10 protein-coding genes are annotated in these 13,430 nt (G+C 63.9%); 8 read left to right on the top strand and 2 right to left on the bottom strand.

Annotated features, from left to right (window positions below):
• Window positions 1-42: 42 nt before the first annotated feature.
• Complete coding sequence (locus ACUY1T_RS16505; protein ID WP_446024663.1) at window positions 43-1,674, top strand: NAD+ synthase; 1,632 nt, start codon at window positions 43-45, stop codon at window positions 1,672-1,674.
• 67 nt (window positions 1,675-1,741) lie between these two features.
• Here ACUY1T_RS16505 and ACUY1T_RS16510 read toward each other — a convergent pair whose 3' ends face one another.
• On the bottom strand, window positions 1,742-2,560 hold the full coding sequence (locus ACUY1T_RS16510; protein ID WP_446024665.1) for an outer membrane protein assembly factor BamD: 819 nt from the start codon (window positions 2,558-2,560) through the stop codon (window positions 1,742-1,744).
• 118 nt (window positions 2,561-2,678) lie between these two features.
• Between ACUY1T_RS16510 and rluD the strand changes: the two genes are divergently transcribed.
• The 5 genes from rluD to ilvN all read left to right on the top strand — a co-directional run bounded on the left by rluD (window position 2,679) and on the right by ilvN (window position 9,887).
• A complete protein-coding gene (gene rluD, locus ACUY1T_RS16515) occupies window positions 2,679-3,638 on the top strand; it encodes a 23S rRNA pseudouridine(1911/1915/1917) synthase RluD (protein WP_446024666.1) in 960 nt (319 codons plus the stop codon).
• Window positions 3,639-3,647: 9 nt separating this feature from the next.
• Entirely contained in the window at window positions 3,648-4,403 is a 756-nt protein-coding gene (gene pgeF, locus ACUY1T_RS16520) for a peptidoglycan editing factor PgeF (protein WP_446024667.1), read from the top strand.
• Window positions 4,404-4,542: 139 nt separating this feature from the next.
• Window positions 4,543-7,125 (top strand): ATP-dependent chaperone ClpB, encoded by a 2,583-nt coding sequence (clpB, locus tag ACUY1T_RS16525; protein WP_446024668.1) that lies wholly within the window; start codon window positions 4,543-4,545, stop codon window positions 7,123-7,125.
• Window positions 7,126-7,671: 546 nt separating this feature from the next.
• The gene (locus ACUY1T_RS16530) at window positions 7,672-9,396 is read left to right on the top strand and encodes an acetolactate synthase 3 large subunit (protein ID WP_446024669.1); all 1,725 of its coding nucleotides are present in this window, start codon (window positions 7,672-7,674) and stop codon (window positions 9,394-9,396) included.
• The gene (ilvN, locus tag ACUY1T_RS16535) at window positions 9,396-9,887 is read left to right on the top strand and encodes an acetolactate synthase small subunit (protein ID WP_010627682.1); all 492 of its coding nucleotides are present in this window, start codon (window positions 9,396-9,398) and stop codon (window positions 9,885-9,887) included. The genes ACUY1T_RS16530 and ilvN overlap by 1 nt, the downstream gene beginning before the upstream one ends.
• Window positions 9,888-10,078: 191 nt before the next feature.
• Here ilvN and ilvY read toward each other — a convergent pair whose 3' ends face one another.
• Window positions 10,079-10,966 carry an HTH-type transcriptional activator IlvY gene (gene ilvY / locus ACUY1T_RS16540; RefSeq protein WP_446024670.1) on the bottom strand — a complete coding sequence of 296 codons (888 nt, stop codon included), beginning with the start codon at window positions 10,964-10,966 and terminating at the stop codon, window positions 10,079-10,081.
• Between the two features lie 174 nt (window positions 10,967-11,140).
• On the opposite strand from ilvY, the gene ilvC reads away from it, so the two are divergent.
• Window positions 11,141-12,157, top strand: coding sequence for a ketol-acid reductoisomerase (ilvC, locus tag ACUY1T_RS16545; RefSeq protein ID WP_446024671.1), 1,017 nt, complete (start codon window positions 11,141-11,143; stop codon window positions 12,155-12,157).
• A 153-nt stretch (window positions 12,158-12,310) separates the two neighbouring features.
• Entirely contained in the window at window positions 12,311-13,189 is an 879-nt protein-coding gene (gene pssA / locus ACUY1T_RS16550; RefSeq protein WP_446024672.1) for a CDP-diacylglycerol--serine O-phosphatidyltransferase, read from the top strand.
• Window positions 13,190-13,430: the final 241 nt, after the last annotated feature.

The raw sequence follows: 13,430 nt of genomic DNA on the forward strand, positions 1-13,430 counted from the left end.
GACAATGTAGTGACTATGGATTCTCAAGAGATTTCTACGCCCATGCAAGATTTGACGCTGGTGATGGCGCAGCTGGACCCGCTGGTAGGGGACATCCCCGGCAACGCCGATCGTGCCATCGAAGCCGTTCGTGAGGCGCGCATCGAACATGGTGCCGATATCGTGGTATTTCCCGAGCTGTTCCTGAGCGGCTATCCCCCCGAGGATCTGCTGCTGCGCCCTTCCATGGAGACCCGTCTGCGCGAGGCGCGTTCCCGCATGGCGGCCAAGATGTCCCGCGACGTGCTGGTGATCATCGGCTATCCCGGCCGCCGCGAGGGGCTCGGCTACAACCTGGCCGGCCTTCTCTACAACGGCGAATGGATCGGTGAATACGCCAAGCAGGCGCTACCCAACTATCAGGTCTTCGATGAGCGGCGCTACTTTGCCACCGGTGAGCAGAGCCTGGTGATCGAGCACAAGGGGGCACGGCTCGGTGTGCTGATCTGCGAAGACATCTGGGACGGCGGGCCGGTGAGGGCGGCACGCGATGCGGGAGCCGACGTCATCGTTACGCTGAACGCTTCACCGTACCATCAGGACAAGCCGGCCGAGCGCCTGCGCCTGCTCGAGCAGCGTGCCTCCGAGGTGTCGCTGCCGCTGGTCTACGTCAACACCATCGGTGGACAGGACGAACTGGTCTTCGACGGTGGTTCGGCCTGTGTCGATGCCGAGGGCCGGATACGGGTGGTGGCGCCCTACTGGCAGGCGGGGCTGATGCCGGTGCAGTTCGTACAGGAGGCGGGCCACTGGGTGCCACAGGAGGGCGAGGTCGAGCCTGCCGAGGAGCCCGAGGAGAGCCTCTACTGTGCGCTGGTCAGCGGCGTGCGCGACTATGTCAACAAGAGCGGCTTCCAGGGCGTGGTGCTGGGGCTCTCGGGGGGCATCGACTCGGCCTTGACGCTGGCCATCGCCGTGGACGCGCTGGGGCCGCAGCGGGTGCATGCGGTGATGATGCCGTACCGCTATACCGCCGACATGTCCCAGCAGGACGCCGCCGAGCAGGCACGACTGCTCGGCGTGCACTACGAGGTGCTACCGATCGAGCCGATGGTCGATGCCTTCATGGCGACGCTGGCCGAGACCTTTGCCGGCACCGAGCGCGACACTACCGAGGAGAACCTGCAGTCGCGCTGTCGTGGCGTGCTGCTGATGGCCATTTCCAACAAGAAGGGCCTGATGGTGCTGACCACCGGCAACAAGAGCGAGATGGCGGTGGGTTATGCCACGCTCTATGGCGACATGGTGGGTGGCTTCAATGCGCTCAAGGACGTCTACAAGACCTGGGTGTATCGTCTGGCCCGTTGGCGCAACACCCAGTCGGCGGCGATTCCCGAGCGGGTGATCACCCGCCCGCCTTCGGCCGAGCTGGCGCCCGACCAGAAGGATACCGACTCGCTGCCCGACTACGACACGCTCGACGCCATCCTGGCGCGCTACATCGAGGGCGACATGAGCGCCGAGGCGATCATCGAGGCCGGTTTCGATCGCGATGACGTTTACCAGGTGGTCAAGCTGGTCGACCGCAACGAGTACAAGCGGCGCCAGGCACCGGTGGGCGTACGGGTGACGCCGCGCGGGTTCGGCCGCGACCGCCGCTACCCCATCGTCAACGGCTGGCAGCCCGGCGACTGAAGGCAGCAAACGAAAGAACCCGCGAGCACGCTCGCGGGTTCTTCTCTTGCACCGGTCGGGTGATGGGTCAGGCGGAGAGCGACTGGGCCCGCACGTGCTGCGGCTGGAAGGTACGGCCGCGCAGGCGATCGTTGCCAGGGTCGTTCTCGATCAGCACCTGAAGCACCTCGCGGGCGCGGTCTCGCATGTCGAGTCCCAGGTAGCCCTCGACCATCACCGCCAGTGCGTCGCGGGTGGCTTCGGCCTCAGGATAGTTCTCGATTACCCAGCGACCACGCTCGACGGCGGCCAGGTAGGCGCCCTTGCGCAGGTAGAAATCGGCGACGTGCAGCTCATGGCGCGCCAGAACGTTGCGCAGGTAGACGATGCGCTGCTCGGCGTCGGGTGCGTAATCGCTGGCCGGGTAGCGTGCCACCAGCTCGCGGAAGTCGGAATAGGCGTCGCGTGAGGCGCCCAGGTCGCGCTTGGAGATGTCGATCAGGCGCAGGCGCTCGAGGCTGAAACGGCCCGCCTGCCACGAGGCCAGCCCACGCATGTAGAGCGCGTAGTCGGCCTGCGGGTGGGTAGGATGCAAACGGATGAAGCGACTGGCGGCGGCGCGCGTGGCTTCCCAGTCCTGGGTTTCGTAGTAGGCGTAGATCAGCTCGAGCTGGGCCTGTTCGGCATGGCGGCCGAAGGGATAGCGTGTGTCGATGGCCTCGAGGCGCGAGATGGCAGTGGTGTAACGCCCGCCTTCGAGAGCACTGCGTGCTTCCTCGTAGAGCTGCTGTTCGGCGACATCTTCGAACTCGTCTTCTTCCGTGGCGGACCTGCCAGCACAGCCGGTAACCAGTGCGGTGACCAGGAGCAGGGCGACAAGGCGTGTGGCGATGGGGGAAACGCGCATCGTGATCCTCGTGTCTAACAACCCGTGTCGGCCATGGTAGGATTGGCCGTAACCCGACCACTATAAAGCACCTTGCGTGAAAACGCAGTCCTCCGGTGCCTGCCGACGAAAGCCTCTTATGCCCCAGACCGTGGAAGCCCAGCAGCGCGTGCCCATCTCCCTGGCCGGGAGCCGCCTCGACCAGGCCGCTGCCGAACTCTTTGCCGACCATTCCCGCGAGCGCCTCAAGAACTGGATCAAGGAGGGGGCGTTGACCGTTGACGGCCGCCCAGCCAAGCCCAAGGACAAGATGGCCGGTGGCGAGTGGCTGCAGCTGGCGGCCACCCTCGAGGAGGAAGCGCGCTTCGAGCCCGAGGCGATTCCACTCGATATCGTGCATGAGGACGAGCAGGTGCTGGTGATCGACAAGCCGGCCGGGCTGGTGGTGCATCCGGCAGCCGGCAACCGGGACGGCACCCTGCTCAACGCCCTGCTGCATCACTGCCCGAGCCTGGCCATGGTGCCGCGGGCCGGTATCGTCCATCGCCTGGACAAGGACACCACCGGCCTGATGGTAGTGGCCAAGACGCTTGCCGCCCAGACCGCGCTGGTGGAGCAGCTTCAGGCACGCACGATGTCACGCGAGTACGATGCGGTCTGTGTCGGCGTGATGACCTCGGGTGGCACGGTGGACGCCCCCATCGGCCGGCACCCGAAGGACCGCAAGCGTCAGGCGGTACACGTCAGCGGCAAACCCGCGGTGACCCATTACCGCGTGGTCGAGCGCTTTCGCACCCATACCCATGTGCGCTGCCGGCTCGAGACTGGCCGCACCCATCAGATCCGCGTGCACATGGCTCATCGACGCTTCCCGCTGGTTGGCGATCCGGTATACGGTGGTCGTCTCAAGCTGCCGGCCGGGGCGAGCGAAGAGCTCAAGGAACTGTTGCGGAGCTTTCCCCGTCAGGCCCTGCATGCCAGGAAGCTGGCCTTCCTGCATCCTGCCAACGGCGAGACGGTCGAATTTCGAGCGCCGTTGCCTGACGACCTGCTGCTGTTGATCGACTACCTGCGTAACGACCACGAGATCATGCGCTGAGGAACCCGGATGAGCGACGCCCCCCACTTGCAACCGACCCTGATCGAGCCTGACTGGCCGGCGCCCGCCAGTGTCGGTGCCTTCGTCACTACGCGCGAGACCGGCCCCAGCCAGGACGAGTTTGCCTGCTTCAACCCGTCCGATGGGGTAGGTGACAACCCTGCCCACGTGGCGCTGTGCCGGCGACTGATTGGCAATGAACTCGGCGACGAGCGGCCGCTGTTGTGGCTCAAGCAGGTGCACGGCGCCCGGGTGCAGGCGAGCTATACGGATGCCGTCACCGAAGCCGACGCCTCGGTGGCCTTCGATCGCGGCCATGCCTGCGTGGTGCTCACCGCCGATTGCCTGCCGGTGTTCTTCTGCGACCGCCAGGGCACCCGGGTCGGCGTGGCTCATGCGGGCTGGCGCGGCTTGGCCGGCGGCGTGCTCGAGGCTGCGGTGGCAGCGCTCTCGACCCCGCCGGAAGAGCTGATGGCCTGGCTGGGGCCGGCGATCTCCAATGCCCAGTTCGAGGTGGGGTCGGAGGTGCAGCAGGCTTTCGTCGGCGTGCACCCGGAAGCGGCTGTGGCCTTCGACCCCAGTCCTTATCGCCTGGGCCATTACATGGCCGATCTCTATAAGCTCGCGCGCCTGCGCCTCGAGCGGCTTGGTGTTGCCCACATCAGCGGCGGCCACTTCTGCACCGCCTGCGAATCGCGCTTCTATTCCCACCGCCGTGACGATGGCAAGACCGGGCGGATGGCCAGCGTGATCTGGCTACGCTGATCTGCATCAAGTCCTTCCTCGCTTTCCCTGGCCGGCGACTTGAAAGCCGGCCACGCTGACTCCATTGAATCTGTCAATACGATACGACAGGGCCAAGCGGTGCGTCCGAACGCGCCGCCACCCCGATGGAGGAAAGCGAATGCGTTTCGACAAGTTCACCGCCAAGCTGCAGAATGCCGTGGCCGATGCCCAGTCCCTGGCCGTGGGGCGGGGTCACAACCAGCTCGAGCCCGGCCACTTGCTGCTGGCGCTGCTGGATGCTCGCGACACCGGTATCAAGGCGCTCATTCAGAAGGCCGGCGGCGATGCCGCACGGCTGCGCGACACCCTGGCCGGACATCTCGACGACCTGCCCAAGGTCGGCCAGTTCACCGGCGAGGTGCAGCCCTCGCGTGACCTGATCAAGCTGTTCAACCTGACTGATCGCGAGGCGCAGAAGCGCGGCGACCAGTACATCGCCAGCGAACTGGTGCTGCTTGCCGCCCTGGAGATGGGACACGCGGTGACCAAGCTGCTGACCCAGGCCGGCGTGACCCGCAAGGCGCTGGAAGGCGCCATCGACAGCGTACGTGGCGGCGAACGGGTCGACGACCCCAATGCCGAGGAGCAGCGCGAGGCGCTGGAGAAGTACACCCTCGACCTCACCGAGCGTGCCGCCGAGGGCAAGCTCGACCCGGTGATCGGCCGCGACGACGAGATCCGTCGCACCATCCAGGTGCTGCAGCGGCGCACCAAGAACAACCCGGTGCTGATCGGCGAGCCCGGCGTGGGCAAGACCGCCATCGTCGAGGGCCTGGCCCAGCGCATCGTCAACGGCGAGGTGCCGGAGGGGCTCAAGGACAAGCGCGTGCTGTCGCTGGACATGGGTTCGCTGCTGGCCGGGGCCAAATTCCGCGGCGAGTTCGAGGAGCGCCTGAAGGCGGTGCTCAAGGAGCTGGCCCAGGAAGAGGGTCGGGTGATCCTGTTCATCGACGAGCTGCACACCATGGTCGGCGCCGGCAAGGCCGAGGGCGCGATGGATGCCGGCAACATGCTCAAGCCGGCACTGGCGCGCGGCGAGCTACACTGTGTGGGCGCCACCACGCTGGATGAGTACCGCAAGTACATTGAGAAGGATGCCGCGCTGGAGCGGCGCTTCCAGAAAGTGCTGGTCGACGAGCCTTCCGAGGAGGATACCGTGGCGATCCTACGCGGGCTCAAGGAGCGCTACGAGGTGCACCATGGCGTCGACATTACCGACGGTGCCATCATCGCCGCGGCCAAGCTCTCGACCCGCTATATCACCGACCGCCAACTGCCTGACAAGGCCATCGATTTGATTGACGAGGCGTCGTCGCGTATCCGCATGGAGCTCGACTCCAAGCCCGAGGAGATGGACCGCCTCGACCGTCGGCTGATCCAGCTCAAGATGGAGCGCGAGCATCTCAAGAAGGAGACCGACGAAGCGTCGAAGAAGCGCCTAGAGCACATCGAGGAGCAGATCGCCGAGCTGGAGCGTGAGTACGCCGACCTCGACGAGATCTGGAAGGCGGAGAAGGCCAGCATCCAGGGCGCGGCGCAGTTCAAGGACGAGCTGGAACGTGCCCGCATCGACCTGGAGCAGGCCCGCCGTCAGGGCGATCTCGGCCGCATGTCGGAGCTGCAGTACGGCGTGATTCCGGAGTTGGAGAAGAAAATCGCCGAAGCCGGAGAGGGAGAAGCCGACACCTCGGGCCACAAGCTGCTGCGCTCCAACGTCACCGAGGAGGAGATCGCCGAGGTGGTGTCGCGCTGGACCGGGATCCCCGTGTCCAAGATGCTCGAAGGCGAGCGCGACAAGCTGCTGCGCATGGAGGAGGCGCTGCATCAGCGGGTGATCGGTCAGGACGAGGCGGTGACCGCCGTGGCCAATGCCGTGCGCCGCTCGCGTGCCGGGCTCGCCGACCCCAACCGGCCCAACGGCTCGTTCCTGTTCCTTGGGCCGACCGGGGTGGGCAAGACCGAGCTGTGCAAGGCGCTGGCCAACTTCCTCTTCGACACCGAGGAGGCGATGGTGCGCATCGACATGTCGGAGTTCATGGAGAAGCACTCCGTGGCGCGGCTGATCGGCGCGCCTCCCGGCTATGTGGGCTACGAGGAGGGCGGCTACCTGACCGAAGCCGTGCGGCGCAAGCCTTATTCCGTGCTACTGCTCGACGAGGTGGAGAAGGCCCACCCCGACGTCTTCAATATCCTGCTGCAGGTCCTGGAAGACGGCCGCCTGACCGACGGACAGGGGCGCACGGTGGACTTTCGCAACACCGTCATCGTAATGACTTCCAACATGGGCTCGGACATCATCCAGCGCCTGGGCGGTGACGATGAGCAGTACGACGAGATGAAGCGCGCGGTGATGGACGTGGTGAGCATGCATTTCCGGCCCGAGCTGATCAACCGCATCGACGAGGTGGTAGTGTTCCACGCCCTGCGTCAGGCGCAGATCGAGGCCATCGCCGGCATCCAACTGGACCGGCTGCGCTCACGCCTGGCCGAGCACGGCATGCAGCTGGAAGTCAGCGCCGAGGCCATGGCTCAGTTGGCCCTGGCAGGCTTCGATCCGGTATTCGGCGCTCGTCCACTCAAGCGGGCGATCCAGAGCCGTATCGAGAACCCGCTGGCGCAGGATCTGCTGTCCGGCCGGTTCTCGCCGGGCGACGTCATTCATGTCGAGGTGGAGGAGGACGGCCTCGTATTTCGAGGCTGATACACAACGTTACGCGTTGGCCGCTGCAGCCGCCGAAGAGCGACCTACACTGGTTTATAGGTTGCGTCCTGTAACCCTCTTGCCCGCCTGCGACTCTGCCGGCGGGCTTTTTTAGGGTGCGATTCATACCCTGAGATTTCACCCGAAGCCGCGTCACGGTTGACACTTTCGCTAGGCTGTTGGAATCTTGAGCGTTCCTGATTTGCGGGCGCGGATTCCTGCGGGCAACCCCCCATCCCCGCGCGAAGGGTAGGCCGACTGGCCTCTACCCGCCGAAGGACTACCGGAATGCGGCCAACCGCCGCTTCTGGCCAATGCCCCGACGCGGCAATCCGCCGTGATAGGGAGCAACTGATTGATGCTGTGAGCCCGAGATTGATCGCAGCAACCAGTCGGTGTTCCCGAAGAGTGCAGGCCCCAATAGGGCTAAATGCCAGGGTTTGGCATCAGGTGTCGGCTTCGCCGACAGCGGCATACCGCCGCACTCGAACCCGTGCCCGTCCATGGGCGCGGATCGCACTCGAGACCTCCAGGGGAGATACACAAGTGGAATTGCTTTCCGGCGCGGATATGATCGCCCGATTCCTGCAGGATGAAGGCGTCGAATACATCTATGGCTATCCGGGCGGTGCGGCACTGCACATCTACGATGCGCTGTTCCGCCAGGACAAGGTCAAGCACATCCTGGTGCGCCACGAGCAGGCGGCCACCCATGCCGCTGACGGCTACGCTCGGGCCTCCGGCAAGCCCGGCGTGGTTCTGGTCACCTCCGGTCCCGGCGCCACCAACGCCGTTACCGGCATTGCTACCGCCTACATGGACTCGATTCCCATGGTGGTGCTGTGTGGCCAGGTAATGAGCCACCTGATCGGCGATGACGCCTTCCAGGAAACCGACATCATCGGCGTGACCCGCCCGATCGTGAAGCACAGCTTCTCGATCAAGCATCCGACCGAGATTCCCGAAGTTCTGAAAAAAGCCTTCTATCTGGCCGCCACGGGGCGCCCCGGGCCGGTAGTGGTGGACATACCCAAGGACATGACCGCGCCCACCGAGCGCTATGAGTACGTCTATCCGAAGAAGGTCAAGATGCGCTCCTACAACCCGGTGGCGCGGGGGCATACCGGCCAGATCAAGAAGGCCGTGGAGATGATGCTCAAGGCCAAGCGACCGGTCTTCTATACCGGTGGCGGCGTCATCACCGGGCGTGCCTGCGAAGGTCTCACCGACCTGGTCAAGCGCCTCGGCTATCCCATCACCACCACCCTGATGGGGATCGGTGCTTATCCACAGAGCGATCGCCAGTGCCTGGGCTGGCTGGGCATGCATGGTTCCTATGAATCGAACATGGCCATGCATCATGCTGACCTGATCATTGCCATCGGCGCACGCTTCGACGACCGCGTGACCAACAATACCTCCAAGTTCTGCCCTACGGCCAAGATCATCCACGTCGACATCGACCCCAGTTCGGTGTCGAAGACGGTGCGTGCCGACGTGCCGATCGTGGGGCCGGCGGCCAGCGTCATCGACGAGATGATCAGCCTGGTACAGGGCAAGGAAATCGCCCATCCCGAGGCGCTGGGCGAATGGTGGCAGAAGATCGACGGCTGGCGCGAAGAGCGCCGCGGCAAGCTCTACGAGCCGTCGAAGCCGGGCGAGCAGCTCAAGCCGCAGGAGGTGATCGAGGCGCTGTGCGAGGTGACCCGTGGAGAAGCCTACGTCACCACCGACGTGGGTCAGCATCAGATGTTCGCCGCTCAGTACTACAAGTTCGACAAGCCCAACCGTTTCATCACTTCGGGCGGGCTCGGCACCATGGGCTTCGGTTTCCCCGCGGCCATGGGCATCAAGCAGAACTTCCCCGAGGAGCAGGTGATCTGCATCACCGGTGAAGGCAGCTTCCAGATGATGATGCAGGAGCTCTCTACCTGTAAGCAGTTCGGTGGCGGGGTGAAGATCATCAATCTCAACAACGCGTCGTTGGGCATGGTGCGCCAGTGGCAGGACCTCAACTACAAGTCGCGCCACGCGCACTCCTATATGGAATCGCTGCCCGACTTTGCCAAGCTGATCGATGCCTATGGCTTCACCGCACTGAGGGTGGAGACGTTGGATGAGCTGCGTCCGGCGCTGGAGCGCACCTTCGCCGACAAGCATGAGCTGGTATTCGTGGATGTCATCGTCGACCCGCGCGAGCACGTTTATCCGATGCAGGTGCCTCTGGGCTCCATGCGTGACATGCTGCTTTCCAAGACGGAGCGGACCTGATGCGCCATATCATCTCGATTCTCATGGAAAACGAACCGGGCGCACTGTCTCGCGTGGTAGGGCTGTTCTCGCAGCGCAACTTCAATATCGAGACGCTCAACGTGGCGCCCACCGAGGACCCGTCGCTGTCGCGGCTGACCGTGACTACCGTTGGCGACGACCGGGTGATCGAGCAGATCACCAAGCACCTCAACAAGCTGATCGACGTCATCAAGCTGGTGGACCTCACCGAAGGCAACCATATCGAGCGCGAACTGATGCTGGTCAAGGTCAAGGCGCTGGGGGCAGCCCGCGACGAGGTCAAGCGCACGGTGGATATCTTCCGCGCGCAGATCGTCGACGTCACGCCGAGCCTCTACACGGTGCAGATCACCGGCGATGCGCCCAAGCTCGACGCCTTCCTGCAGGCCATGGGGCCGGTGGGGATCCTCGAAGTGGCGCGGACGGGGGTATCCGGCATTGCCCGCGGCGATAAAGTCCTGTCGCTTTAATGCCACTGTGTGGAATTGGCCGCCCTTCGGGGCGGCTTTTTCGTCTTTAGGAAGCGCTGAACAAATCGGTGAGCGGGATGAAGCGCAAGGCGCCCGCAGCGCAGACACCGGAGCCTATGCGGTACTAGGTGAGGATGTCGAGCAGCGCGCAACGCAGCGATTCGACCGCGCAGACATTTGTGCAGTGCTTTCTAGCGTTCGGCCACCGTGTCCCATAGAGCCTGGATCAGCGGGCTCTTGAGCTGGCGGTTGAGTACGCACAGGCCGACGTCGTAGTAGGGCAGCTCCGGCTTGACCGGCAGCACGCGAACCCGCTCGGCGAGTGGGCTGTTGTCGAGCACGATCTTCGGCACCACGCCAATGCCGAAGCCAAGCCCCACCATGCTGACGATCGCTTCGTGACCGGCCACCTGGGCGTAGATGGTCGGCGCCACGCCCAGCGCCCTGAACCATGTATCGGCATAATCCCGGGACAGCCCCGCCTCGGAGAGGATCATTGGTACGACACGCCACTGTTCCGCAGAGGGGGAGGTGGGGGTGGCCGGGATCCACGGCGCCTGTTCCACGGGAGCGATGAACACCAGTGGCGAGCGGGTCAGTGACTTGAAGGCCAGCCCGCCCGGCGCGCTGCGTGGCCGCGGCGTGATCGCCATGTCCTCCTCGCCGGCCAGCACCCGGCTCATGGCTTCGGCCGGATCGCCGGTATGCAGCTTGAGTTCGATACGGGGATGGCGCAGGCGAAAGTCGCTGAGCAGATCATAGAGGAAACTGTAGCTGGCGGTGACCGAACAGTAGATGCTGATCTCACCGGCCAGCTCATCGCCCTGGCTGCTTAGCGTGTGGCGAAGAAGTTCCCACTGGACCAGGGTCTCGCGTGCATACGCCTGGAAGAGCTGGCCCTGGCGGGTCAGGCTGACATGTCGGTTGTCACGCAGGAACAGCGGTGCATCGAGGCTCTCCTCGAGCTGGCGGATGGTGCGGGAAAGTGTCGAGGGGCTGACATGGCAAAGCTCGCTGGCTCGACCGAAGTGCAGCGTATCGGCCAGGGCGAGGAATTGCTTGAGCGGTCGTATGTCCATGTCGTGATTATTGCATGAATCGGCATGTTGTATTGCAAATATCGCGTTTTACGCAACATGGTTGTGGCGTTAAGGTAGGCGCATCGAATGAGCCGACTCCCAGCGCCGCGACAGACGGCGCGGGTGGCCATCAGCGCTGACACGAAAACTACTTTCCCAATCCAGGAGCACATCATGCACGTCTATTACGACAAGGATTGCGACCTCTCCCTCATCCAGAGCAAGAAGGTCACCATCGTGGGTTACGGCTCCCAGGGCCATGCCCACGCCAACAACCTCAAGGAGTCCGGGGTCGACGTCACCGTCGCGCTGCGCTCGGGCTCTTCCTCCGCGGCCAAGGCCGAAGGGGCCGGCCTCAAGGTCGCTTCTGTCGAGGATGCGTGCAAGGGCGCCGATGTGGTCATGATCCTGGCACCGGATGAGAATCAGAAGGCGATCTACGAGAACCAGATCGAGCCGAACCTCAGGGAAGGCGCCACGCTGGCTTTCGCTCACGGTTTCAATATCCATTACAACCAGATCGAGCCGCGCCGCGACCTCGATGTGATCATGGTCGCCCCCAAGGCGCCAGGCCACACCGTGCGTTCCGAGTTCGTCAAGGGCGGTGGCATCCCTGATCTGATCGCTATTCATCAGGACGCGTCCGGCAAGGCCAAGGAGCTCGCGCTCTCCTACGCCGCGGCCATCGGCGGCGGTCGCAGCGGCATTATCGAGACCACCTTCAAGGATGAGACCGAGACCGACCTGTTCGGCGAGCAGGCCGTGCTGTGCGGCGGTGCCGTGGAGCTGGTCAAGGCCGGCTTCGAGACGCTGACCGAGGCCGGTTACGCGCCGGAGATGGCCTACTTCGAGTGTCTGCACGAACTCAAGCTGATCGTCGACCTGATGTATGAGGGCGGTATCGCCAACATGAACTACTCCATCTCCAACAATGCGGAGTATGGCGAGTACGTAACCGGTCCCGAGGTGATCAACGAGCAGTCGCGCCAGGCCATGCGCAATGCGCTCAAGCGCATCCAGACCGGCGAGTACGCCAAGATGTTCATCCAGGAAGGCAACTCCAACTATCCGTCGATGACCGCGCGTCGCCGTCTGAATGCCGAGCACGACATCGAGCAGGTGGGCGCCAAGCTGCGCGGCATGATGCCGTGGATCGCCGCTAATCAGCTGGTCGACAAGACCAAGAACTGAGTCGTCGGACTCGTTCCGCTGAAGACAAGGGCGCGGGCTTCCGCGCCCTTGTCGTATCTGGCTGATAGCTACGGCGCTTTTCGCCTCGGCATCACCGTGTAGAATGAAGGCAACGCCCATCGAGTGGCCCCATTCTGGCAATGGACGAGACGAATGAGTCAGGATTCCCGTAATACCGAGCACGACATCCATCGCGATGACGCCCAGACAGGCCCTGCCAATGGCAAGGGAGAGCGGCCTGCCGAGGAGGATCTGGCTGCCGCTTTCGTGCGTGAGACGGAGGTGGTCGAGGAGTCGATAGAGGATGGAAGGAAGGTCCGGCGCAGAGGGATCTACCTGTTGCCCAACCTCTTTACCACGTCGGCCCTGTTCGCCGGGTTCTTCTCGGTGGTGGCCGGGATCAATGGCGATTTCACCGCGGCAGCGGTAGCGATCTTCATCGCTATGGTGCTCGACGGCCTGGATGGCCGCGTGGCCCGTCTGACCAATACCCAGAGTGCCTTCGGGGCCGAGTACGACAGCCTCTCCGACATGCTCTCCTTCGGCGTGGCACCCGCCCTGGTGTCGTTTACCTGGATTCTGCAGGATATCGGCAAGACCGGCTGGGTGGTGGCCTTTCTCTATGTCGCCTGCGCGGCACTACGCCTGGCGCGCTTCAACGTGCAGATAGGCAGTGTCGACAAGAAATGGTTCATTGGGCTACCCAGCCCATCCGCGGCGGCTTTCGTGGCAGCCAGCGTATGGACCTTTCATAGCTTCGATGCCGAGGCCTTTGGCTTCAAGCTGCTGATGCTCATCGTGGTCGCTGCTGCCGGGATTCTGATGGTCAGCAATATCCGCTACTACAGCTTCAAGGATATCGACCTCAAGGGGCCGGTTCCCTTCGTGGTGCTGCTGGCCATCGTACTTGGCTTCGTGGTGATCTCGGTCGAACCCTCCGTCATGCTGCTGCTGCTGTTTGGTGCCTACGTAGCTTCGGGACCGGCGCTGGCGATCATGCGCAAGATGCGGCATGCGCCCCCTGAAAGCTGACTACATTCGCGCCTCATTTCAGCGCCCGCCTCGAGCGGGCGTTGTCGTCTCGGGCCGGGGCATTTCATCCACAGGCCCTTGGACGCGAGCGCCTGTGGAAAACGCCGGTGGGCAGCCTGGCTTCCCCGGCTCATCACGGCTCCGTCATCGTCCTGAAACTTTTTTACAAACGGCCCTTGCAGGGGCGCGGGGAAAACCGTAAAGTACGCATCCGCTGCCGGCAACGGGCAACGTTGCCAGC

It is taken from the genome of Billgrantia sp. Q4P2 (genome assembly GCF_052806135.1).

Excerpts from the sequence above, each read along its gene's own strand:
- ACUY1T_RS16505 (WP_446024663.1), top strand. The coding sequence starts at position 43 with ATGCAAGATTTGACGCTGGTGATGGCGCAGCTGGACCCGCTGGTAGGG.
- ACUY1T_RS16510 (WP_446024665.1), bottom strand. The coding sequence starts at position 2,560 with ATGCGCGTTTCCCCCATCGCCACACGCCTTGTCGCCCTGCTCCTGGTC.
- rluD (WP_446024666.1), top strand. The coding sequence starts at position 2,679 with ATGCCCCAGACCGTGGAAGCCCAGCAGCGCGTGCCCATCTCCCTGGCC.
- pgeF (WP_446024667.1), top strand. The coding sequence starts at position 3,648 with ATGAGCGACGCCCCCCACTTGCAACCGACCCTGATCGAGCCTGACTGG.
- clpB (WP_446024668.1), top strand. The coding sequence starts at position 4,543 with ATGCGTTTCGACAAGTTCACCGCCAAGCTGCAGAATGCCGTGGCCGAT.
- ilvN (WP_010627682.1), top strand. The coding sequence starts at position 9,396 with ATGCGCCATATCATCTCGATTCTCATGGAAAACGAACCGGGCGCACTG.
- ilvY (WP_446024670.1), bottom strand. The coding sequence starts at position 10,966 with ATGGACATACGACCGCTCAAGCAATTCCTCGCCCTGGCCGATACGCTG.
- ilvC (WP_446024671.1), top strand. The coding sequence starts at position 11,141 with ATGCACGTCTATTACGACAAGGATTGCGACCTCTCCCTCATCCAGAGC.
- pssA (WP_446024672.1), top strand. The coding sequence starts at position 12,311 with ATGAGTCAGGATTCCCGTAATACCGAGCACGACATCCATCGCGATGAC.